Below are 24,085 nucleotides of genomic sequence, written 5' to 3'. Positions count from 1 at the left end.
GGAAAGGAAGCTGCGATGTCCAGCGAGGACAAGCTCCGGTACTTCCTCAAGCAGGTCACCGCGGACCTCCGGCAGACCAAGCAGCAGCTCCAGGAGGTGACCGACGCCGAACGCGAGCCCATCGCGATCGTCGGCATGAGCTGCCGCTACCCCGGTGGCATCGGCTCGCCGGAACAGCTGTGGGACCTGGTCGCGCGCGGCGGCGACGCCGTGTCGCCGTTCCCGCCGGACCGGGGCTGGGACACCGAGGAGCTCTACGACCCGGATCCGGAGAGCACCGGCCGCTCCTACGTCGGCCAGGGCGGCTTCCTGCGCGACGTCGGGAACTTCGACCCGGCCTTCTTCGGGATCTCCCCGCGTGAGGCGCTGGCCATGGACCCGCAGCAGCGGCTGCTGCTGGAGGTCGCGTGGGAGGCGTTCGAGCGCGGCGGGATCGACCCGACGTCCTTGCGCGGCAGCCGGACCGGCGTGTTCGCCGGGGTCATCTACAACGACTACGCCTCGCGGCTGCACGAGATGCCGGAGGGCGTCGAGGGCTACCTCGGCACCGGCAACTCCGGCAGCGTGGCCTCCGGCCGCATCGCCTACACCCTCGGCCTGGAGGGCCCGGCGGTCACCATCGACACGGCGTGCTCGTCGTCGCTGGTGGCGATGCACCTCGCCGCCCAGTCGCTGCGCAAGGGGGAGTGCGCGCTCGCCCTCGCGGGCGGGGTGACCACGATGGCGACCCCGACGATCTTCGTGGAGTTCAGCCGCCAGCGCGGGCTGGCCACCGACGGCCGCTGCAAGGCCTTCGCCGACGCCGCCGACGGGACCGGGTGGGGCGAGGGCGCCGGGCTGGTCCTGCTGGAGCGCCTGTCGGACGCGCGCCGCAACGGTCACCAGGTGCTCGCGGTGATCAAGGGCTCGGCGGTGAACCAGGACGGCGCGTCCAGCGGACTGACCGCGCCGAACGGGCCGTCGCAGCAGCGCGTGATCAAGGCCGCGTTGGACAACGCGCGGCTGTCCGCCGACCAGGTGGACGTGGTGGAGGCGCACGGAACCGGCACGCGGCTCGGCGACCCCATCGAGGCGCAGGCGGTGATCGCCACCTACGGGCAGGATCGCGCGCGTCCGCTGCTGCTGGGGTCGGTGAAGTCGAACATCGGTCACACCCAGGCCGCCGCCGGGGTGGCCGGTGTGATCAAGATGGTGCACGCGATCCGAGCGGGTGTCGTGCCCAAGACGCTGCACATCGACCAGCCGTCGCGGCAGATCGACTGGTCCGCCGGCGCGGTGTCCCTGCTGACGGAGTCCACGGAGTGGCCGGTCACCGGGGCTCCGCGCCGCGCCGGGGTGTCGTCCTTCGGCGTGAGCGGCACCAACGCGCACGTGATCATCGAGCAGGCCCCCGATGTGGAGGACGAGCCGAGTGAGCGCCCGGTGCACCGAGTGGTGCCGTGGGTGTTGTCGGCGAAGTCGCCGGAGGCGTTGCGGGACCAGGCTTCCCGCCTGCTGTCCGTTGTGGACGGTGATCCACTCGACATCGGTTTCTCGCTGGCGAGCACCCGTGCCCGGTTCGACCACCGCGCCGTCGTGGTGGGCTCGACCTCGGAGGACTTCAGGGCCGGTCTGACCGGGCTCATCGCCGATGAGCCCGGTGTGCTCCGAGGTGTGGCCGGTGCTGTGGACCGTCCGGTGTTCGTGTTCCCGGGCCAGGGTTCGCAGTGGTCCGGCATGGCCGTGGAGCTGTTGTCGGAACCGGTGTTCGCGGAGTCGATGAAAGCATGTGCGGCTGCGTTGAAGCCGCACGTCGAGTGGGACTTGTTCGAGGAACTGTCCGGTCCGCTTGAGCGCGTCGACGTCGTTCAGCCGGTGTTGTGGGCCGTGATGGTGTCTCTGGCCGCTCTGTGGCGGTCGTATGGCGTTGAGCCTGCTGCGGTGGTTGGTCATTCGCAGGGTGAGATCGCGGCTGCTGCTGTGTCGGGTGCGTTGTCGCTTGAGGACGCTGCGCTGGTGGTTGCTTTGCGGAGCAAGGCGATCCTGGCGTTGTCGGGCCAGGGCGGCATGGTCTCGGTGACCGCCGAGGACGTGGAGCTGACCGAAGGGCTGTCCATCGCCGCCGTCAACGGCGCCAGGTCGATTGTGGTCTCCGGTACTCCCGAGGCGCTGGACGAACTGATGGTGCGGTGTGAGGCCGCTGGCGTTCGGGCACGGCGGATCCCTGTGGACTACGCGTCGCACTCCGCGCAGGTCGAAGCCCTCGAAGACGAATTGGCGCGCGTTCTCGCGCCGATCAAGCCCCGTTCGTCGGAGATCCCGTTCTACTCGACAGTGACGGCCGCGAAGATCGACACGGCGGAGTTGGACGCTGGGTACTGGTATCGGAACCTGCGGCAGACCGTGCGGTTCCACGAGACGGTGTCCCAGCTGGATGGTCTGTTCGTCGAGTGCAGCGCCCATCCCGTGCTGACGATGGGGATCGACGGTCCCGCTGTGGGGTCGTTGCGTCGCGACGAGGGTGGCCTGGACCGGTTCCTGATGTCGCTCGGCGAGGCGCACGTGCAGGGTCTCGATGTGGACTTCGCGCGAATCCTGGCCGGTGGTGAGCGGGTCGATCTGCCCACATATCCGTTCCAGCACAAGCGCTACTGGCTCGACGCGGTCTCCACCGCCACGGTCGCCGACCCGGTGGACGCGCGGTTCTGGGAGACCGTGGAGCAGCAGAACCTCGAAGCCCTGGCCGACGAGCTGCGGGTCGATGGGGACACTCCGCTGCGCGAGGTCCTGCCCGCGATGTCCGCGTGGCGCAGGAACCGCCGCGAGATGTCCACTGTGGATTCGTGGCGCTACCGCGTCACTTGGAAACCCGTGGGCGACCGCACCGCGGCTCCCTTGACCGGAACGTGGGCCGTTCTCGCGGAGGACAAGGCCTCCACGCTGGTCGCAGCGGTGGCGAAGGCCCTGGGCGGTGTGGTTGTCGACGACCTCTCGGAGGTCGCGCCCAGCGGCGTGGTTTCGCTGCTGCCGCTGGAAAAGACGCTGCGCCTCGTTCGTGAGAGCCCCGCGCCAGTGTGGTGCGTGACGCAGGGCGCGGTGTCCGTGGGTGGGCCGGACCGGATCACCGACCCCGAGCAGGCTCAGATCTGGGGTCTGGGCCGCGTCGCCGCGCTGGAGCAGCCGGAGAGGTGGGGCGGCCTCGTCGATCTGCCCGCCGAGCCGGACGACCGCGCGCTTGCTCGCCTGGCAGCGGTTGTGGCCTCGGGAACCGAGGACCAGGTCGCGATCCGGGAGTCGGGAGTGTTCGCCCGCCGCCTCGGCCGTGCCTCCAGCGCACTCGGACGGGGTTGGAAGCCGCGCGGAACCGTTCTGGTCACCGGCGGGACCGGGGCGTTGGGCGGGCACGTCGCACGATGGCTCGCCGACAACGGTGCCGAGCACGTGGTCCTGGTGAGCCGCAACGGTGGCACCTCCGACGACCCCACGGTCACTGTGGAGGCGTGCGACGTCGCCGACCGGGACGCCCTCGCCGCAGTGCTGGCCCGGCACTCCGTCACCGCTGTTGTCCACGCCGCCGGTGTGCTCGACTCTGGCGCGCTCGCGTCGCTGACCGCCGAGAGGTTGCGGGATGTGGTGCGGCCCAAGGTGGACGGTGCCCGCAACCTGCACGAGCTGACCAGTGACCTGGACGCCTTCGTGCTGTTCTCCTCCTTCGCCAGCGTTGTCGGAGCCGCCGGGCAGGGCGGTTACGCGGCGGCCAACGCCTACCTGGACGCGCTCGCCGAGCAGCGGCTCGCCGACGGGCTGCCCGCGACGTCGATCGCGTGGGGTCCGTGGGCCGGAGGCGGCATGGCGACCTCGGAGCCGGAAGCAGCCGAGCGCCTGCGTCGTGGCGGTCTGCCGCCGATGACCCCGGCGACGGCGGTCGGGGCGCTCGCGCGGGTCCGGGACGGTGTGTTCGCGGTGTCCGATGTGGACTGGTCGCGGTTCGCGCCCGCCTTCACCGCCGTGCGGCCCAGCATGGTGCTGGCCGACCTGCCCGAGGTCGCGGAGGTCCGCGCAGCTCAGGCCGAGGTGGACGAGTCCGAGCTGCACGGCCGCCTCGCTGGGCTGTCCGAGTCGGAGCAGCGCCGGGTGCTGGTGGACCTCGTGCGCGGACAGGTCGCGGCCGTGCTCGGGCACTCCGCCGACGAGGTCACCGACCCCGGCCGGGCGTTCCGAGACCTGGGCTTCGACTCGCTCACGGCCGTCGAGCTGCGCAACCGCCTGGTGGCGGCCACCGGCTTGACGTTGCCCGCGACGCTGGTCTTCGACCACCCGACGCCCGCCGTGCTCGCCGAGCACCTGCGCTCGGAAGTGGTTGGCGCACAGGCGGAAACGCCCGCCGTGGTGACGCCAACCGCGACGGCGACGGACGAGCCGATCGCGATCGTGGGCATGGCCTGCCGTTTCCCGGGAGGTGTGCGCACGCCGGAGGAGCTGTGGCGGCTCGTCGATTCCGGGGGCGACGCGATCTCCCTGGTGCCGCAGGACCGCGGCTGGGACATCGACGGCCTCTTCGGTGGCGGTGAGGGCGGTTCATACACCCGCGAGGGTGGCTTCCTCTACGACGTCGCCGAGTTCGACCCCACGTTCTTCGGGATCTCGCCGCGCGAGGCGCTGTCGATGGACCCGCAGCACCGGCTGCTCCTGGAGACGTCGTGGGAAGCGTTCGAGCGCGCCGGGATCGACCCGTTGTCGTTGCGCGGCAGCCAGACCGGCGTGTTCGCGGGCGCCAACGGACAGGACTACGCGGCGCTGCTGATGACCACGCCGGAGGCATCGGACGGCTACCTGCTGACCGGCAACGCGGGTAGCGTTGTGTCGGGGCGGATCTCCTACACCTTCGGGCTCGAAGGCCCGGCGGTCACGGTGGACACCGCGTGCTCGTCCTCCCTGGTCGCACTGCACCTCGCGGCGCAAGCCCTGCGCAACGGTGAGTGCTCCCTGGCCCTCGCCGGTGGGGTGACCGTGATGGCCACGCCGGGGATGTTCGTGGAGTTCTCCCGGCAGCGCGGCCTGGCGGCCGACGGGCGGTGCAAGTCCTTCTCGGCGGCGGCCGACGGCACCTCCTGGGCGGAGGGCGTCGGCATGGTGCTCGTCGAGAGGCTGTCCGACGCGCAGCGCAACGGGCACCCGGTGCTGGCCGTCATCAAGGGCTCGGCGGTCAACCAGGACGGCGCGTCGAACGGGCTGACCGCGCCGAACGGCCCGTCGCAGCAGCGTGTCATCCGTGCCGCGCTCGCGGCGGCCCGACTGTCCACTTCAGACGTAGATGTGGTGGAGGCCCACGGCACCGGCACGGTCCTCGGTGACCCCATCGAGGCGCAGGCGCTGCTGGCGACCTACGGGCAGAACCGGGAAACCCCCGTGCTGCTGGGGTCGCTGAAGTCCAACCTCGGACACACGCAGGCCGCTGCCGGTATCGCGGGCGTGATGAAGATGGTGCTCTCCATGCAGCACGGCATCGCGCCTCGGACGCTGCACGTGGACACGCCGACGCTGCAGGTCGATTGGTCGGCGGGCGCGGTGTCGCTGCTGACCGAGGCGCAGCGGTGGCCGGAGACGGGGAGGCCCCGTCGCGCCGCCGTCTCGGCTTTCGGCATCAGCGGCACCAACGCGCACGTGATCATCGAGCAGGCCCCGGCCGCCGTCGGGACGACTCCGGCCGAGACCACAACGGAGCTGCCGCTGCTGGTGTCGGGCAAGACCGCCGAGGCGCTGAAGGCGCAGGCCGGGCGGCTGGCAAGGGCGGAGATCGACCGGACGGAGGCGGCCTACTGGCTGGCCACCGGGCGAGCCGCGCTGGAGCACCGCGCCGTCGTCTTCGGCGACGGGCTCTCCGCGCTCGCTTCGGGCAGCTACTCCGATGACGTGATCACCGGAACGGTCACCGAGGGTCGCCTGGCCTTCTTGTTCTCCGGTCAGGGGTCGCAGCGGCTCGGCATGGGGCGTGGGCTCTACGAGGCGTTCCCGGCCTTCGCCACCGCGTTCGACGAGGTGTGCGCGGAGTTCGAGCTGCCGATCCGTGAGATGACCGAAGACCAGATCGACCAGACCGCGTTCACCCAGACCGCGTTGTTCGCGTTCGAGGTCGCTCTGTTCCGGCTCTTCGAAAGCTGGGGTGTGCGGCCTGACTACCTGCTCGGACACTCCATCGGCGAGTTGGCCGCCGCGCATGTCGCCGGTGTGTTCTCCCTCCAGGACGCGTGTCGGCTGGTGGAGGCGCGCGGTCGCCTGATGCAGGCGCTGCCGACCGGTGGCGCGATGGTCGCTGTTCAGGCGACCGAGGACTCGATCGAGCTGCCCGAGGGCGTGAGCATCGCCGCGGTCAACAGCCCCACCTCTGTCGTGCTGTCCGGTGATGAGGACGCCGTCGTCGCTTTGGCGGAGTCCTTGGACGTGAAGACCAAGCGGCTCAAGGTGAGTCACGCGTTCCACTCGCACCGCATGGACGGCATGTTGGCGGAGTTCCGGCGTGTCGCGGAGGGACTGACCTACGCGGCTCCGAAGATCCCGGTCGTCTCGAACCTCACCGGTGACGTGGTCACCGAGTACACCGCTGACTACTGGGTCCGCCACGTCCGCGAGGCGGTGCGGTTCGCCGACGGCGTGAAGACCCTCGAAGCCCGTGGTGTCCGGACGATGGTGGAACTGGGCCCCGACGCCGTGCTCACCCCGATGGCCGAGGAGTCCGTGACCGAGCGCGTCGCGGTGGCTCCGGCGTTGCGCCGCAACCGCGACGAAGCCCGCACGGCGCTGTCGGCGCTCGGCGTCGTCCACGTGCGCGGCGGCGAGGTGGACTGGCGCGCGGTGCTGCCCGCGACCCGTCACGTCGATCTGCCGACCTACGCCTTCCAACGGCAGCGGTTCTGGCCGCAGGCCGTTCCCGCCGAACCGGTGGCACCGGCGAGCTCCGTTGATGACCGGTTCTGGGCAGCCGTCGAAGAGGAGAACCTGGACGGACTCCTCGACGTCGATGGTGACGCGCCGCTGCGGTCCGTGCTGCCAGCGCTGAACTCCTGGCGGCGCAACAACGCCGAACGATCCACTGTGGACTCCTGGCGGTACCGGATCGCTTGGCGGCCGGTAACTGATCCGCTCAGCGATGTGCCGCTCGGTGACTGGCTCGTCGTCGCGCACGACGGTGACCCGGTCGCCGCCACCCTGGCGGAGCGCGGTGCCACGGTCGTGGGCCCGGACGTCGATCTGACCGGCCACGCTCCCGATGGCGTGCTCTCGTTGCTGCCGGTCACGCGGACCCTCGAACTGCTGCAAGCGCTGGGGAACACCCGGTTGTGGTGTGCCACGCGCGGAGCCGTCTCCGTCGGTGGTTCGGACCGGGTGTGCGATCTCGAACAGGCCCAGGTCTGGGGGCTTGGCCGGGTCGCGGCGCTGGAGCACCCGGACAGGTGGGGCGGGCTCGTGGACCTGCCGGAGCACCTGGACGAGCGCGCAGTCGGCCGACTCGTGGGCATCCTGCGCGGAACCGGGGAGGACCAGCTCGCGATCCGGGCCTCCGGGGTCCTCGCGCGCCGGGTCGAGCGGGCCTCGTCGCCCACCGGGACGGCTTGGCGCCCCAAGGGCACGGTGCTCGTCACGGGCGGCACCGGAGCGCTCGGTGCCCAGGTCGCGAAGTGGCTGGCCACCAACGGAGCGGAGCACATCGTGCTCACCAGCCGCCGAGGACGGGACGCCGACGGCAGCGCGGACCTCGAAGCCGACCTGCTCGCCGCCGGAGCCAAGGTCACCATCGCGGCCTGCGACGCCGCCGACCGAGCCGCACTGGCCGAGCTGCTCGGTGCGGTGCCCACGGTCAACGCGGTGATCCACGCGGCGGGAGTGCTCGACGCGGGCCTGCTGGAGACGCTGACGGCCGAGCAGATGCGGAACGTGTTGCGGCCCAAGGTCGACGGTGCCCGCAACCTGCACGAGCTGACCAGTGACCTGGACGCGTTCGTGCTGTTCTCCTCCTTCGCCAGCACCGTGGGCGCGGCGGGACAGGGCAACTACGCGGCGGCCAACGCCTACCTGGACGCCCTCGCTGAACAGCGGCGGGCGGACGGGCTAGCGGCGACCTCCATCGCGTGGGGGCCGTGGGCGGAGTCCGGGATGGCGGCCGACTTCGCGCACGAGGACCGCCTGCGGCGTGGTGGTCTGCCCGGCATGGCGGGAGACCTCGCGGTGCGCGCGCTCGCCGACGCGGCGGGCCGCAGCGAACCGGTGGTGGTCGTCGCCGACGTCGACTGGGACGCCTTCGGTGCTGGGTTCACCGCCATGCGCCCGAGCCCGCTGCTGAGCGACTTCGTCGAGCAGAAGGTCCGCGCTGCGGCGGACGTGTCCAATGTGGATGATCTGGTGCTCGAACAGGTCGCCGCGGTGCTCGGCTACGCGTCGGCGGCGGAGATCGACCCGGAGCGCGAGTTCCTGGAACTTGGCTTCGACTCCCTCACCTCCATTGACCTGCGCAACCGGCTGAACGCCGCAATCGGGGTGACGTTGCCCGCGACGGTGACCTTCGACCACCCCACGCCGAAGGCCCTCGCCGAGCACCTGGCGGCGGCCGGGGGAGGGGCGAAGGAGACCTCCGGCGGCTTCCTGGACCGGCTCTACCGGCAGGCCACCGAGAACGACACCATCCCGCAGTTCGTCACGCTGCTGGCCGACGCGGCGCGGTTCCGGCCGCGCTTCACCGCCGAGACCGTGACCGAGCTGCCCGGCCTGGTGCGCATCGCGGACGGGCCGGAGCTGCCGGAGCTGATCTGTTGCAGTGGCACGGCGGCGATCGCCGGACCGCACGAGTTCGCGCGGTTCGCCACTGAGTTCCGCGGCGTGCGCCAGGTCTCCGCGCTGACGTTGCCCGGCTACGGCAGGGACGAGCCGCTGCCCTCCACCTTCGAGGACGCCCTGGCGGTGCAGGCCGAGGCGGTCCGCAGGCACACCGAGGGACGGCCATTCGTCCTCTTCGGACACTCCGGCGGGGCGACGATGGCCAACGCGCTCGCCAGTCACCTGGAGGCGGCAGGAACCGGCCCCGCCGCCGTGGTGCTCGCCGACATCTACTCGGCAGCCGACCGCGACGTGCTCGCGGCCTGGCGCGACGAGCTGGCGCGGTGGACCTTCGCCAGAGAGTCCTCCTACGTGGCGATGGACGACTTCCGTCTCACCGCGATGGGGTTCTACGACGAGCACCTCGCGCAGCGGCAGCGCAACGCCACCCAGGCGCCGACGCTGCTGCTGCGGGCCTCGGAGCCGATGGCGCACTGGTCGGGGGAGCGGGACTGGCGGTCGTCGTGGGCGGCGGCGCACTCCACGGTCGACGTCCCCGGCAACCACTTCACGATGATGCAGGAGCACGCCGACGTCGCGGCCAAGTCCGTCCAGGACTGGCTGCGCGCGCTCGCGGCTGATCCACAGTGGACGGAGCACAACCGATGAGCACTCTCACCGACAGCGAGCTCGGCGGCATGATGCAGCTGGTTCGCGGAACCCAGTGGTACGTGGGCATGTTCGGCGACGCCTACGCCCTCGTCCTGCGTGGCCAGGCCGATGACCCGAGCCCGTTCTACGCGGCGGCGCGGGAACGGGGGATGCACCAGAACCTGCTCGGCACCTGGGTCGTCGCCGGGCACGAGCTGGGTCGGCAGATCCTCGCCGACCCGCGCTTCGGCGTGCGCAAGGCCGACGGAACACCGGCCGCGCAACAGGTTCTGCCGCTGGAGAACTCCTACCTCGGCCTCGACGCCGCCGACCGGGAGCGCCTGCTGCGGCAGGCCGCCGCGGAGTTCGGCCCCGACGCGGTCGGGCGGCACCGCGCCGTGGCCGAAGGCGTCTGCGAGCAGCTGCTCGGAGCGATCGACGGCCCGTTCGACCTGGTCGGGGACTTCGCCTTCCCCGTCGCAGTGCGGACTTTGGCGCAGCTGCTGGGGATCGAGGACGACGAGCGCTTCGCCGGGTACTGCGCGGCGGTCGGCATCGCCCAGGACGCGCTGCTCAGCCCGCAGCGGCTCGCCCCGGCCCGCGAGCTGGTGGACGCACTCGACGGACTCGGCGAGCAGCTGCGCGAGTCGGGCAAGCACGGGGACTCGCTCGCGGCGGCGGTTCTGCTTGTGGTGCACGGTGTTCCGGCGGTGACGAGCCTGGTCACCAACGCGGTCCTCGCCCTGGGGGACCAGCGCCCCGACCCGGCCCTCGCGCCGAAGGTGGTCGCGGAGACCCTGCGGTTCGACCCGCCGGAGCACGTGCGCACGGTGGTCGCCCACACGGACGTGGAGATCGGCGGGAACACCGTCGCGGCGGACAGCCAGGTCGCCGTCCTGCTCGCGGCGGCCAACCGCGACCCCGAGGTCTACGCCGACCCCGACCACTTCGACATCCACCGCCAAGGCCCCGATCCCCTTGCCCCCCAAGGCGAACTAGCCGCACCCCTAGCCCGCTTTACCGCCGAAGCGGCCCTCTCAACCCTGCTCACCACCTTCCCCACCTTCTCCGTCGAGGCCCCCGTCCTCCGACGCAGGAGGTCCCCCGTGACCCGCGGCGTCCTCCGGGCGACCGTCCGGCCATAAGCCCGCGAATGGACCCTTTCCCGACGCGGAAGAGGTCCATAAGCCCGCGAATGGCCGTACTTGACTGGTAAGGAGAGAAGCGATGCGGGTGCTGTTCACCTCGTTCGCGCACAACACGCACTTCTACAGCTCCGTCCCGCTGGCGTGGGCCTTCCGCGCCGCCGGGCACGACGTCCGCGTGGCCAGCCAGCCCGCGCTGACCGAGGCGATCACCCAGGCCGGGCTGACCGCCGTGCCGGTCGGCACCGACCACGCCGTGCACGACTTCGCCCAGCAGCAGAGCAGCACCAACAGCGACCACCCCGAGGTGAACCTGGCCGAGGACCGGCCGGAGATCGTCACCTGGGACTTCGCCCTCGGCATCCAGACCATGCTGACGCCGCTGCTCTACGCCAAGGTCAACGACGGCATGGTGGACGACCTGGTCGCCTTCGCCAGGAGCTGGCAGCCGGACCTGGTCATCTGGGAGCCGTTCACCTACGCGGGCGCGGTCGCCGCCAGGGTCACCGGGGCCGCGCACGCCCGACTGCTCTGGGGCGGGCCGGACGTCCAGTCCCGGACCAGGGGACTGTTCCTGGACCGGCTCGCCGAGCAGCCGCCGGAGCACCGCGACGACCCGCTCGCGGAGTGGCTGACCTGGACGCTGGACCGCTTCGGTGCGGAGTTCGACGAGGAGGTCGTCACCGGCCAGTGGACCATCGACCAGGCCCCGGCCAGCACCAGGCTGCCGCTGCCGCAGCGCATCGTGCCGATGCGGTACGTGCCCTACAACGGCAAGTCGGTGATCCCGGACTGGCTGCACGAGGCCCCGAAGAAGCCGCGCGTCTGCCTCACCCTGGGTGTCAGCGCCCGGGAGGCGCTCGGCGGCGACGGGGTCTCGGTCGCCGACCTGATCGAGGCCACGGCCGACCTGGACATCGAGCTGATCGCGACGCTGGACTCCTCGCAGCGCGAGCTGCTCCCGCGCGTGCCGGACAACACCCGGCTCGTCGACTTCGTGCCGATGCACGCGCTGCTGCCGACCTGCTCGGCGATCGTCTACCACGGCGGCGCGGGCACCTGGTCGTCCGCGCTGCTGGCAGGCGTCCCGCACATCATGCTCGCCGACATGTACGACTCCGTGCTCAAGGCGGAGCAGCTTGAGCGACTGGGCGCCGGCCTGTTGCAGCGACCCGCCGACCTGACCCCGAGGAGCCTGCGCGACAAGCTCGTGCGGGTGCTGGAGAACCCGTCCTTCGCCGAGGCCGCGGCCAAGCTGCGCGCCGAGGTGCTCGCCGACCCCTCACCGGCCGAGGTGGTCGGGGTGCTCGAACGGCTGACCGCCGAACACCGGTCCTGAAACCCTTACACAGCAACAAGAAGAGGAATCGACATGTTCGTCACCGACGACGCCGACATCTACGACATGGTCTACCGGGGCCGGGGCAAGGACTTCGCCCAGGAGGCCAGGGACACCCTCGGACTGGTCACCGCCCGCCGCGGCTCGGTGACCTCGCTGCTCGACGTGGCCTGCGGCACCGGTGCGCACCTGGCCACCTTCCTCGCCGAGGTCGGCGACGTCGAGGGCCTTGAGCTGTCCAACGCGATGATCAAGCACGCGCGGAAGCTGCTGCCGGACTCCGTCCCGCTGCACGAGACCGACATGCGCTCCTTCGACCTCGGCCGCAAGTTCGACGCCGTGGTCAGCCTGTTCAGCTCGGTCGGCTACCTCAAGACCGAGCAGGACCTGCGCGACGCGCTGAAGTGCATGGGCGACCACCTCGAACCCGGTGGCGTCATCGTCATCGAACCGTGGTGGTTCCCGGACACCTACACCTCGGGCTGGGTGGCCGGCGACATCATCCGCGAGGGCGAGTACACCATCGGCCGGGTCTCGCACGCGGTCCGCGACGGCGGCGTGAGCCGGATGCAGGTGCACTACACGGTGGCCACGCCGGAGGGCAGCAGGTACTTCCTCGACGAGCACGAGTGCACGCTGTTCACCCGCGAGCAGTACGACAACGCCTTCGCGGCGGCGGGTTTCGTGGACCTGGAGTTCATCCAGGGCCGCGAACCCGCTCGCCCCGTCGGCCTGTTCGTCGGCACCCGCGCGTAGGACACGCCGATGCCGCAAAGGCCTGTTCCGGGAGCCTCGGTCGACGACAGCCGGGCTCTGCTCGGCTGTCGCGACCACGGGCTCCTGAAACAGGCCCCCGGGTCACGCCGGGCTGGTCTGCCGGGTGAGCGCCGTCCTCACGGCGCTCACCACCTCGGTGACCTCGTCGTCGGACAGGTGTGGCCCCATCGGCAGGCTCAGCACCTCCCCGGCCGCGCGCTCGGCGAGCGGGAAGCTGCCCTCCGGCCGGCGCTCGTCGGCGTAGGCCCGGGACAAGTGCACCGGGACCGGGTAGTGGATCAGGCTGCCGATGCCCGCCTCGGTGAGCGCGCGCCGCAGCTCCTCGCGGCGGGGCGTGCGCACCACGAACAGGTGCCACACGTGCTCCGCCCAGGGCTCGACGTGCGGCAGCTCCAGATCCGGCAGCCCGGCGAGCTCGGTGAGGTAGCGGTCGGCGACGGCCCTGCGGCGGTCGGTCCACGCGTCCAGGTGCGGCAGCTTGACCCGCAGCGCGGCGGCCTGGACCTCGTCGAGGCGGGAGTTCGTCGCCTGGACCTCGTGCTGGTACTTGACCTTCGAGCCGTAGTTGCGCAGCAGCCGGACCCGCTCGGCCAGCTCGGGGTCGTCGGTCACCATCGCACCGCCGTCGCCGAGCGCGCCCAGGTTCTTGCCGGGGTAGAAGCTGAAGGCGGTCGCGGTGCCGGTGGAGCCGACCCGCTTGCCGCGCACCCGCGCGCCGTGCGCCTGCGCGGCGTCGCCGACGACGTGCAGCCCGTGCCGGGCGGCGATCTCGCCGATCGCGTCGGTGTCGGCGGGGTGGCCGTAGAGGTGCACCGGCATGATCGCCTTGGTGCGCGGGGTGATCGCGGCCTCGACGAGGGCCGGGTCGAGCACGTGGGTGCGCTCGTCCGGCTCCACCGGGACGGGCAGGGCGCCGACCTCGGAGACCGCGAGCCAGGTGGCGATGAAGGTGTGCGAGGGCACGATCACCTCGTCGCCGGGGCCGATGCCCAGGCCCCGCAGGGTGAGTTCGAGCGCGTCGCAGCCGCTGCCGACGGCGACGCAGTGCCGCGCCCCGCAGTACGCGGCGAACTCGGACTCGAAGCTCTCGATCTCCGGGCCGAGCAGGTACCAGCCCGAGGACAGCACCCGCAGCACCGCGGCGTCGATCTCCTCGCGCAGGTCGAGGTAGGCGGCGCGGACATCGAGGAACGGGACGTTCATGGTGGTCTCCAGAAACCAGAGGGGTATGTGATCGATTTCGCCCTGTAGTCGGCGGTCGAGCTATTCTCGCGCCGAGGATATCTATTTTTCCGACCCGGGGCGACCGGCTTCCGGATAAGTTCACACTCTTCTGTGAAAGTGATGTCGCGACCGAGGTCGCGTGATTTGTCGTGCCCTTTTTGGGGCAATTAGAATTCTTTGATAATCCGACATTCCTTCGATTTACGCCGTGTTAGCCTCGCCAAGTCGTACCTGGTCGGTACGCGGTCATCTGGGGTGATGAGCAGTTATGAAGCGTGGTGTTGACGACCTTGCTTTGTTCGGTGGGCCAGAGGCGTTCATGCAGACCCTCTATGTCGGCCGGCCGAACATCGGGGACCGGGCGCGATTTTTCGACCGGCTGGACTGGGCGCTGGACAATCAGTGGCTGACCAATGGCGGTCCGTTGGTGCGGGAATTCGAGGAACGCGTTGCCGAGGTGGCCGGGGTGCGCAACTGCATCGCCACCTGCAACGCGACGGCCGCGCTGCAGCTGCTGGTGCGCGCCGCCGACCTCAGCGGCGAGGTGATCATGCCGTCGCTGACCTTCGCGGCCACCGCGCACGCGGTCCGCTGGCTCGGGCTCGACCCGGTGTTCTGCGACATCGACCCGGCGACCGGCTGCATGGACCCGAAGCTGGTGCAGGAGCTGGTCACCCCGCGCACCACAGCGATCTTCGGCGTGCACCTGTGGGGGCGGCCCTGCGCGGTCGACGAACTGGAGAAGGTGGCCGCCGACAACGGCCTCAAGCTGTTCTTCGACGCCGCGCACGCGCTGGGCTGCACCCACGACGGCCGTCGCGTCGGCGGGTTCGGCAACGCCGAGGTGTTCAGCTTCCACGCGACCAAGGTCGTCAACGCCTTCGAGGGCGGTGCGATCGTCACCGACGACGACGGCCTGGCCCGCCGGGTCCGCGCGCTGCACAACTTCGGCTTCAGCCACGAGGGCGTCCCCGAGGAGGCGGGCACCAACGCGAAGATGAGCGAGGCCGCCGCCGCGATGGGGCTCACCTCGCTGGACGCCTTCGAGACGGCCATCGCCCGCAACCTGGAGAACTACGAGTGCTACCGCGCCGAGTTCGCCGAGCTGGCCGGGGTCACCGTGGTGGGCTTCGACAAGCGCCAGCGCAACAACTACCAGTACGTGATCGTGGAGATCGACGAGCAGGTCACCGGTATCCACCGCGACCTGCTGCTGGAGGTCCTGCGCGCGGAGAACGTCGTGGGACAACGGTACTTCTCCCCGGCGTGCCACCAGCGGCCGCCGTACCGGGACGCGGTGCGCGCCCCGTTGCCGCACACCGAGTGGCTCGCCGACCGGGTGCTGGCGCTGCCGACCGGCACCACGGTCTCCCGCGAGGACATCCGCAGGGTCTCCGACATCGTCCAGATCGCGGCGGGCAACGGCGCGCAGGTGACCAGCCGCTGGCTGCAGCGCGAGCAGCGCACGGCGTGAACACCCGGCCGAGAACAGCGCAACGAACGGAAGGCAAGCCATGAACACCGCGCTGCACCTGGAATCCACCGCGATCTCCTCCTGCGCCCACCCCACGGCCGACCCCGCTGTGGCGGCGCGGGAGCTGACCCCCGTGGTCGCCGGGCTCGCCCGCACCGGCTCCGAGGATGCCGAGCGGCTGGCGAGCGGACTCGTCGCGCTCGCGCGGATCTACGGCACCGAACCGTTCACCACCCTGGAGCAGGCGCGCGAGCAGCTCGCCGTGGGCCGGGACGACTTCGCGCGGCTGCTGGAGCTCTTCGGCGAGGTGCCGCAGCTGCGCACCGCCGTCGAGACCGGGCCCGCCGGGATGTACTGGGTCAACACGCTGCTGCCGCTGGAGCGCGACGGCGCGCTGGACGCGGCGCTGCACGGCACCTACATGTTCCCCAGGATCGTCGGGCTGTTCCCCGGGCCGACCTGCATGTTCCGTTGCAGCTTCTGCGCGCGGGCGACCGGTGCGCGCTACCAGCAGTCCTCCCTCGCCGACGGCAACGCCATGTTCGCGTCGCTGATCGACGAGATGCCGCTGGACAACCCGACCGGCATGTACGTCTCCGGCGGGCTCGAACCGCTGACCAACCCGCAGCTCGGCGAGCTCGTCGCCAGGGCGGCCGCCCGCGGGCTGCGGATGCCCATGTACAGCAACTCCTTCGCGCTGACCGAGCAGACCCTCAACCGCCAGCCGGGGCTGTGGGACCTGTCCGCGCTGCGCACCTCGCTCTACGGCCTCAACGACGAGGAGTACGAGCAGACCACCACCAAGCGCAACGCCTTCACCAGGGTCAGGAAGAACCTGACCCGGGTGCAGCAGCTGCGCCAGGAACGCGACGCGGGCATCAAGCTCGGCTTCAGCTACATCATCCTGCCGGGCCGCGCCGACCGGCTCACCGATCTCGTCGACTTCATCGCCGAGCTCAACGACGCCGCGCCGGAGCGCCCGATCGACACGCTGAGCCTGCGCGAGGACTACAGCAACAGCACGGAGAACAGCCTGCCCGTCGCCGAGCGGATCGCGCTGCAGGAGGCGTTGGCGGTCTTCGAGGAGCGGGTCCGCAGCCACACCCCGACGCTGAAGGTGGACTACGGCTACGCGCTGCACAGCCTGCGGATGGGCGCCGACGCGAAGCTGTTGCGCATCAACGACAAGGACATGCGCCCCCGGTCGCACCCGCAGACCACCGTGCAGATCGACCTGCTCGGCGACGTCTACCTCTACCGGGGCGCGGCCTTCCCGGACCTGAAGGGCTCGGACAAGTACAGCATCGGCAGGCTCGCGCCCGGCGACAGCCTCGGCGAGCTGCTGGAGCGCTTCATCACCTCCGGCGCGGGCGTGGAGTCCGAACCGGGCGACGAGTACCTGCTCGACGGCTTCGACCAGGTGATCACCGCGCGGCTGCGGCAGATGGAGGCCGACGTCGCGGCCGGGTGGGGCGAGGCGCGCGGTTTCCTGCGATGAGCACGGCCCGTGACGAGCGAGAGACAACGAGGAGCACTGAGATGACCGAGACCCAGGACGCGCCCGCGTTCCCGATGCGCAGAACGTGCCCGTTCGACCCGCCGCCCGGCTACGCCCGGATGCGCGAGGAGGGGCCGGTGGTCAGGGGGACGCTGTGGAACGGCGTGCCCACCTGGCTGGTGACCCGCTACGACGAGGCCCGAACCCTGTTGCAGGACAACAGGTTGAGCATGGAGCCGCACCGGCTGGCCACGCTCGCCGCCAGTGAGGAGGGCACCGCGGAGGGCTTCCGCACCATCGTCGGGATGGACCCGCCGGAGCACGGCGTCTACCGGCGCATGCTCACCTCGGACTTCACCGTGAAGCGGGTCCGGGAGATGCGGCCGGAGCTGGAGCAGGTCACCGAGGAGCTGGTGGAGAAGATGCTCGCCAACGGCGGGCCGGTCGACCTCAACCAGGCGCTCGCGCTGCCGCTGGCCACCCAGGTGATCTGCCAGCTGCTCGGCGTGCCCTACGCCGACCGCGAGTTCTTCCACTCCCGCTCCTCGGTCCCGGTGCAGAGCGCCACCGCCGAGGAGACCCAGACCGCCTTCATGGAGCTCTACACCTACCTCGACGAGCTGTGCGCCAAGAAGGAGGCCGACCCGGACGAGGGCCTGATCAGCAGGCTGGTGGTGGAGCAGCGGCGGACCGGCGCGCTGACCCACGAGGAGCTGGTGCACACCTCGCTGCTGCTGCTCATCGTCGGCCACGAGACCAGCGCCAACATGGTCGGGCTCGGCGCGCTGACGCTGATGGACCGCCCGGACGTGGTCGCGCGGGCGCAGGAGAACCCCGAGCTGTGGCCCAAGGTCATCGACGAGCTGCTGCGCTACCACTCCAGCGGTGACTGGCTGCGCCGCGCCGCCAAGGAGGACATCCAGGTCGGCGACACGCTGATCAAGGCGGGGGACAGCGTGATCGCCCTCGCCGCGGCGGCCAACCGGGACGAGCGCGCCTTCGAACGGCCCGACGAGTTCGACGTCGACCGCACCGAGCGGCACCACCTCGCCTTCGGCTACGGCCCGCACCAGTGCATCGGCCAGCACCTGGCCAAGGCGGAGCTGGAGATCGCGTTCCGGGCGCTGTTCGGCAAGATCCCTCAGCTGCGGCTGGCCGTGGAGCTCGACGAGCTGCCGTTCAAGCACGACGCGACGCTGTTCGGGGTCTACGAGCTCCCGGTCACCTGGTGATGCGGGTCAGCGCGCGCACCGACCGGTGCGTCAGCTCGGGGCAGTGCGTCCTCACCGCGCCCGAGGTCTTCGACCAGGACGACGACCAGGGGCTGGTCGTCGTCCTGGACCCGGAGCCCGCGCCCGGCCTGCACGAGCGGGTCCGCGAGGCCGAGGCGATGTGCCCGGTCCAGGCGGTCCTGGTGCGGGAGGACTGAGTGCCACAGCTGCTGATTCGGAGGGGAACCACCATGCCTGGACGCGGTCGGCTCGTCCCGCGTCTGGTCGGCGCGGCGCTGAGCGTCGCGCTGCTGCTCGGCAGCACCCCGGGCGCCTCGGCGCAGCCCGCGGTGCACCCACTGGTCGCCAAGATGACCCTGGACGAGAAGCTGTCCTTCGTGCACTGGACGGTCACGTTCTCGGGGCTGTTCAGCGTCGGCTACCTGCCCGGCGTTCCCCGGCTGGGCATCGCCGAGCTGCGCGCGGCGGACGGCCCGGCCGGGATCCGGCTCAACCGGCACCCGTCCACGGCGATGCCCGCGCCGATCGCGCTGGCGTCGACCTTCGACGACCAGCTCGCCCGCGCCTACGGCGAGGTGATGGGCCGCGACGGCAGGGCACTGGGCCAGGACCTGGTGTTCGGGCCGATGATGAACATCATCCGGGTGCCGCAGGCGGGGCGGAACTTCGAGACCTTCAGCGAGGACCCGCTGGTCACGGCGCGCACCGCCGCGGCGCAGATCCAGGGCGTCCAGAGCCAGGGGCTGCTGGCCACCGCCAAGCACTTCGCGGAGAACAACCAGGAGCACAACCGGGAGAACGTCAACGTCACCGTCGACGAGCAGACCCTGCGCGAGATCGAGCTGCCCGCGTTCGAGGCGTCGGCGCGCGCCGGGGTCAGCTCGGTGATGTGCGCCTACAACAAGCTCAACGGCACGCCGTCGTGCGGCAACGCGGAGCTGCTGAACACGATCCTGCGCGAGCAGTGGGGCTTCCAGGGCTGGGTGATGTCGGACTGGCTGGCCACGCACAGCACCGACTCGATCAGCAAGGGCCTTGACCAGGAGCTGGGCATCGACTGGAGCCAGTCCACCGGCGGCTCGGTGCCCGGCGGCACCTACTTCGGCGACGCGCTGCGCAAGGCCGTGTCGGACGGCACGATCCCGATGTCCACTCTGGACAGGTCGGTGAGCAGGATCGTGACCCAGATGGACAAGCACGGCCTGGTCGGCGCCAACCAGAAGCCGCGCCCGTCCCGCGACCTGCCCGGCGCGGCCCGCGTCACCCAGCAGGTGGCCGAGGCGGGCGCGGTCCTGCTGCGCAACGAGAACCAGGCGCTGCCGCTGACCGGCGGCGGGTCCATCGCGGTGATCGGGCCGACCGCCGAGGAGCCGAAGGTCACCGGCCTCGGCAGCGCGCACGTGGTCCCGGACAAGGCTTCCGCGCCGATCGACACCATCCGCGCCCGCGCCGGGGCGGGCAGCACGGTGACCTACTCGGTGGGCGAGGAGCGGGTCGGGGAGAACCCCGGAGCGGCACTGTCCCCCGCGTTCACCGAGGGCAGGCTGGAGCCCGGTGCCTCGGGCACCCTCCACGAGGGCACGCTGACCGCGCCGGTCACCGGTAACTACCGGATCGCGGTGCGGGTGGAGGGCGGCTACGCCACGCTCACGATCGACGACGGTGCCCCGATCGAGGCCGGTGAGGTCTTCGGCGCGACCACCAGCGTCGTCGTCCGGCTCACCCAGGGCACGCACAAGCTGGTGCTGACCGGGTCGGCCCCGCTGGAGTCCGCGCTCACCGCGCGGCTGAGCTGGGTCACCCCGCAAGCCGCCCAGGCCGCGATCGACCAGGCCGTCGCCGCCGCCGCGAAGGCGAGGACCGCGGTGGTCTTCGCCTTCGACGACGGCTCCGAGGGCGTCGACCGGCCCACCCTCGGCCTGCCAGGACGCCAGGACCAGCTGATCACCGAGGTGGCGAAGGCCAACCCGAACACGGTGGTGGTGCTCAACACCGGCTCGTCGGTGACGATGCCGTGGCTCGCGCGGACCGCCGCGGTGCTGGACATGTGGTACCCCGGCCAGACCGGGGCGGAGGCGACCACCGCGCTGCTGTTCGGCGACGCCAACCCCAGTGGTCGGCTGACCCAGACCTTCCCGGTCGACGAGAACAGCCACCCGGTGGCCAACGACCCGGAGCGCTATCCGGGCGTCGGCGACGAGCAGCGGTACTCGGAGGGCATCCACGTCGGCTACCGCTGGTACGACAAGAAGAAGGTCAAGCCGCTGTTCCCGTTCGGCCACGGCCTGTCCTACACCAGCTTCGCCTACAGCGACGCGCGTGCGGTCCCGGCGGCCGGAGGCGGCTTCGACGTGAGCTTCACGTTGCGCAACACCGGAAAACGCGCGGGCAAGGAGGTGGCGCAGGTCTACCTCGGCCCCAGCGGCCAAGTGAGCGCGCCGCAGGCGGAGAAGGCCCTCGTCGGCTACACCAAGGTGGAGCTGAAACCGGGGGAGAGCAAGCGCGTGACGATCCGGGTGGACGCCCAGCAGCTGAAGCACTGGAACACGACCACCCACGCCTGGGCCACGGGAGCGGGGCCACGGGTCGTGTCGATCGGGTCATCCTCGGCGAGCCTTCCGCTGTCCACCACGCTCACCGTGACCGGCTGACCACGTCACCGCGCAACGCGAGCCACCCCAGTTCCCGCCGGTCGCGGTGACCGCATGCCGTTCGCGGGCCCATGGATGACCCAGGTCGTCACGACACGTCCATGGGCCCGCGAACGGTGCGATGCGCTTCGCCGTCCCGGCCCGGGCGTCGTGCTCTCCCGCTTTCGGCGGTGTCCAATGTGGCCAGGTACGCCTGGGAGAAAGCAGTTGCGGACGGATGCCAGACTGGCGTCTGGCCACGACAGGCCTCTGTGGCGGAACCTCCTTGAGGACAACGTAAGGATCTCTCTGTGCGCGAGTCTTGGCTTGGTCGGCACCATCCGGGTACGTGGGAGCCGGTCACGGGCGGCGAGTCCGGTGCCAGCGTCTTCCGTCACGCTGACGGTTCTCGGTTCGCCAAGAGTGTGCCCGCGCAACACCAGGAGCTTCTTGAGCAGGAGCGGGACCGCGTCGAGTGGCTCAGCGCCCAGGGAGTCCCCTGTCCCAGGGTGCTCGACTGGACCGTTGATGACGACGCCGCTTGTTTGGTGACCAGCACTGTGGTCGGAGTGCCTGCTGACAGCGTGCCGATGCAGTCGCTGCACCGCGCGTGGCCGTCCATCACCGACGCCGTGCGCGGGTTGCACGGTCTGTCCACAGAGGACTGTCCATTTGAGCGCGGGCTGCGACGGATGTTCGCCACCGCCCAGGACGTCGTCGCGCGCGGCGCGGTCAACCCCGACTTTCTGCCGGAGGAGCAGCAGCGGACGCCGCCGCGGGACCTGCTCGTGAGACTGGCGGAGCAGGTCGAGGAACGCGCGGCGCAGGAGGCTGCCGACACCGTCGTCTGCCACGGCGACCTCTGTCTTCCCAACATCATGCTGAACCCGGACACGCTCGCCTTCGCCGGGTTCATCGACCTCGGGCGCCTCGGGAAGGCCGATCGTTACGCCGACATCGCGCTGCTCCTGGCCAACGCGCGGGAGACGTGGGCCGACGAGGACCGGGCGAGCGGTGCCGACCAGGCTTTCGCTGACGGCTACGACATCGTGCTCGACATCGACCGCCAGCGGTTCTACCTCCACCTGGATCCGCTCACCTGGGGATGACCGCGGCGCTGACGTCCACCGCTTCAGCGCGTTGTGGTGGGCGCCTCGCGGTGGGTTCCGAGGGCTCGGCGGAGAACGCGGTGCACGTACTCGATGTCGGCGGGAACGTTGTCGATGAGGATGGCGGTGCACAGGCCGTCGGAGGCGGCGACGATCGCGGCGATCGCGGTGGGGTCGTCGGTGAGGGTGGTGGCGAGCTCGGCGACGTTCTCCCGCCAGCGACGGGCCACCGGCGCCAGTGCCGGGCGGCGTGCGGCCAGGGTGGACAGTTCGCGTTCGGCAAGGGCGCGTTCGCGACCGGGTCCGGCGGACTCGACGATGAGCTCGGCCAACCCGCGCAGCTTGTCGCCGGGACCGTCGATGATGGCGCGGATGCGGGCGGTGTAGGCGTCGGCGACGCTGGACAGGGCCGCGACGAGGAGGTCGTCGAGGGTGGCGAAGTAGTAGGTGCTCAGGCTGGTGGTCATGCCGGCCTGTTTGGCGACGGTGCGATGGGTGACGCCGGCGGCGCCGTCACGGGTGACGACGGCGAGAGTGGCCTCGATGATCTCGGCGCGCCGCTTGCTGCCCCTGGCCCTGCGCCCGTCAACGGGTTCACTCTCGTCGTTCATGCCCCCTCCTGTGTGACCAGGGTAGTCGAGCGGGTTACCGCTGCTGGTCCTGCCCGAGGGGACGCACGTGCCGCAGAGCGATCAGGCACAGCGCCGTCGCCACGAGGATGGCCGCGCCGGCCACGGCCGAGGCCGTGTTCACTCCGGTGGTGAACGCCTCCTGCGCGGCCCGCACGACGTCGGCGGGCACCTGGTCGGCGACCGAGAGCGCGTCGGAGAGGCTGCCGGTGAGACGGTCGGCGACCTCGGGTGAGACGTCTGAGGGCGCGTCCACGCGGGCGCTGTAGAGGGCGGTGGTGAGGCTGCCGAGCAGGGCGACGCCGACGGCGATGCCGAGCTCTTGGACGGTCTCGGAGAGCGCGGCGGCCGAACCGGACTTCGAGGCAGGCGCGGCGCCGACGACGATGTCGGTGCCCAGGGCCGCGATGGCGCCGAGGCCGAGGTAGACGAACGCGAACCCGGCCACCACGCGAGCCGCCTCCCCGGTGCCCGCGGTGGCCAGCAGCGCGTAGCCGATCACCGAGAGCCCCAGGGTGACGGCCATGACCAGGCCCGGGCGCACCCGCCTGGCGACCAGGGGCGCGCCGATGGCGGCGGTGAACATCGCCAAGGCGGGTGGCCCCATCCACAAGCCCGCCGCGAACGGGGTCAGGCCTTCGACCAACTGGAGGTACTGGGTGACCAGGTACATGCTCCCGCCAACCCCGACCAGTCCGATCAGCAGCACGGCGAGTGCCGCGGAGAACGCCCGGTCGGTGAACAGGGTGACGTCCAGCAGGGGAGAGGCCAGGCGGCGCTGCCTGCGCGCGAACACCGCGCCTGCGACGCCGCCAACGGCGAGGAGGATCGCTGTGCTCGCGTCGGGACCGTGGGCGGCGGCGTGCTTGACGGCGTAGATCACCGGCAGGATCGCCGCCAGTGACAGGGCGACGCTGACCAGGTCCAGCCGGCCCGCGGTCGGATCGGCGTACTCGGGCAGCAGGGCCTTCGCGCCTGCCAGGACGACGACGGCGATGGGGACGGCGAGCAGGAACGCCGCGCCCCACCAGAACGTGTCGACCAGCGCGCCACCGACGACGGGTCCGGCGGCCATGCCGACGGCGAACATCGTGGCCCACACCCCGATCGCCACCGCGCGCTGTCGCGCGTCGGAGAACATGTTCGAGATCAACGACAGCGTCGAGGGCATCAGCGTGGCACCGGCGATCCCCAGCAGGCCCCGAGCCAGGATCAGCAGCTCGGCGCTGGGAGCGAAGGCCGCGACCACCGACACGGCGGCGAAGGCCGTCATCCCGGTCACCAGCAGGCGGCGCCTGCCGATCCGGTCGCCCAGCGTCCCCATCGTGATGAGGAACCCGGCGATGAGGAACCCGTAGGCGTCCATGATCCACAGCGTCTGCGTCGCCGAGGGGGACAGGGCGGTGGCCATGCTCGGCAGCACCAGGTACAGCACGGTGACATCGAGGCCCAGCAGCACCGTCGGCAGCGCCAACAACCCCAGACCGGCCCACTCGCGCGCTCCAGCGCGCCGCGTCGCGACCTCCGACATGACGTCCTCCCTCCAGCGAGACTATTTGAACGATAGTACAAGTAGAACCATCGTTCAAA

The 24,085-nt window shown here is 70.9% G+C and carries 13 protein-coding genes; 10 read left to right on the top strand and 3 right to left on the bottom strand.

All coding sequences use genetic code 11. The annotated features are described in order from the left end of the window. Nucleotides 1-15: 15 nt before the first annotated feature. The 4 genes from ACFFQA_RS09510 (at nucleotide 16) to ACFFQA_RS09495 (ending at nucleotide 12,678) form a co-directional block, all read left to right on the top strand. Nucleotides 16-9,456: a type I polyketide synthase gene (locus tag ACFFQA_RS09510; protein WP_377851340.1), complete on the top strand. Its 9,441-nt coding sequence runs from the start codon at nucleotides 16-18 to the stop codon at nucleotides 9,454-9,456. Further along, entirely contained in the window at nucleotides 9,453-10,583 is a 1,131-nt protein-coding gene (locus ACFFQA_RS09505; RefSeq protein WP_377851339.1) for a cytochrome P450 family protein, read from the top strand. The genes ACFFQA_RS09510 and ACFFQA_RS09505 overlap by 4 nt, the downstream gene beginning before the upstream one ends. Nucleotides 10,584-10,665: 82 nt before the next feature. Beyond that, nucleotides 10,666-11,922, top strand: coding sequence for an activator-dependent family glycosyltransferase (locus ACFFQA_RS09500; protein WP_377851338.1), 1,257 nt, complete (start codon nucleotides 10,666-10,668; stop codon nucleotides 11,920-11,922). Nucleotides 11,923-11,955: 33 nt separating this feature from the next. After that, the gene (locus tag ACFFQA_RS09495; protein WP_377851337.1) at nucleotides 11,956-12,678 is read left to right on the top strand and encodes a class I SAM-dependent methyltransferase; all 723 of its coding nucleotides are present in this window, start codon (nucleotides 11,956-11,958) and stop codon (nucleotides 12,676-12,678) included. Nucleotides 12,679-12,780: 102 nt separating this feature from the next. On the opposite strand, the gene ACFFQA_RS09490 is transcribed toward ACFFQA_RS09495, so the two are convergent. After that, nucleotides 12,781-13,902: a DegT/DnrJ/EryC1/StrS family aminotransferase gene (locus ACFFQA_RS09490; RefSeq protein WP_377851336.1), complete on the bottom strand. Its 1,122-nt coding sequence runs from the start codon at nucleotides 13,900-13,902 to the stop codon at nucleotides 12,781-12,783. A 289-nt stretch (nucleotides 13,903-14,191) separates the two neighbouring features. Here ACFFQA_RS09490 and ACFFQA_RS09485 point away from each other — a divergent pair, with 289 nt between their 5' ends. The 6 genes from ACFFQA_RS09485 to ACFFQA_RS09460 all read left to right on the top strand — a co-directional run bounded on the left by ACFFQA_RS09485 (nucleotide 14,192) and on the right by ACFFQA_RS09460 (nucleotide 21,866). Continuing rightward, the gene (locus tag ACFFQA_RS09485; RefSeq protein WP_377851335.1) at nucleotides 14,192-15,397 is read left to right on the top strand and encodes a dTDP-4-dehydro-6-deoxyglucose aminotransferase; all 1,206 of its coding nucleotides are present in this window, start codon (nucleotides 14,192-14,194) and stop codon (nucleotides 15,395-15,397) included. Between the two features lie 40 nt (nucleotides 15,398-15,437). Continuing rightward, nucleotides 15,438-16,895, top strand: a complete 1,458-nt coding sequence (desII, locus tag ACFFQA_RS09480; protein WP_377851334.1) for a dTDP-4-amino-4,6-dideoxy-D-glucose ammonia-lyase — start codon at nucleotides 15,438-15,440, stop codon at nucleotides 16,893-16,895. Between the two features lie 41 nt (nucleotides 16,896-16,936). After that, nucleotides 16,937-18,127 (top strand): cytochrome P450, encoded by a 1,191-nt coding sequence (locus ACFFQA_RS09475; RefSeq protein WP_377851333.1) that lies wholly within the window; start codon nucleotides 16,937-16,939, stop codon nucleotides 18,125-18,127. Beyond that, complete coding sequence (locus tag ACFFQA_RS09470) at nucleotides 18,127-18,324, top strand: ferredoxin (RefSeq protein WP_377851332.1); 198 nt, start codon at nucleotides 18,127-18,129, stop codon at nucleotides 18,322-18,324. Before ACFFQA_RS09475 ends, ACFFQA_RS09470 begins: the two co-directional genes overlap by 1 nt. Nucleotides 18,325-18,357: 33 nt before the next feature. Next, nucleotides 18,358-20,778, top strand: coding sequence for a beta-glucosidase family protein (locus ACFFQA_RS09465; protein WP_377851331.1), 2,421 nt, complete (start codon nucleotides 18,358-18,360; stop codon nucleotides 20,776-20,778). A gap of 290 nt (nucleotides 20,779-21,068) precedes the next feature. Next, nucleotides 21,069-21,866 carry an APH(3'') family aminoglycoside O-phosphotransferase gene (locus tag ACFFQA_RS09460; protein WP_377851330.1) on the top strand — a complete coding sequence of 266 codons (798 nt, stop codon included), beginning with the start codon at nucleotides 21,069-21,071 and terminating at the stop codon, nucleotides 21,864-21,866. 23 nt (nucleotides 21,867-21,889) lie between these two features. Here the strand turns inward: ACFFQA_RS09460 and ACFFQA_RS09455 are convergent, their stop codons facing one another. Both ACFFQA_RS09455 and ACFFQA_RS09450 read right to left on the bottom strand, forming a co-directional pair. Beyond that, nucleotides 21,890-22,477 carry a TetR/AcrR family transcriptional regulator gene (locus ACFFQA_RS09455; protein WP_377851329.1) on the bottom strand — a complete coding sequence of 196 codons (588 nt, stop codon included), beginning with the start codon at nucleotides 22,475-22,477 and terminating at the stop codon, nucleotides 21,890-21,892. Between the two features lie 34 nt (nucleotides 22,478-22,511). Further along, nucleotides 22,512-24,026 (bottom strand): MFS transporter, encoded by a 1,515-nt coding sequence (locus ACFFQA_RS09450; protein ID WP_377851328.1) that lies wholly within the window; start codon nucleotides 24,024-24,026, stop codon nucleotides 22,512-22,514. Nucleotides 24,027-24,085: the final 59 nt, after the last annotated feature.

It is taken from the genome of Allokutzneria oryzae (assembly GCF_042429765.1).
Classification (GTDB): Bacteria; Actinomycetota; Actinomycetes; order Mycobacteriales; family Pseudonocardiaceae; genus Allokutzneria; species Allokutzneria oryzae.
The sequence above is the reverse complement of the archived record's forward strand: the minus strand, read 5'-3'. Positions and strand labels throughout refer to the sequence as shown.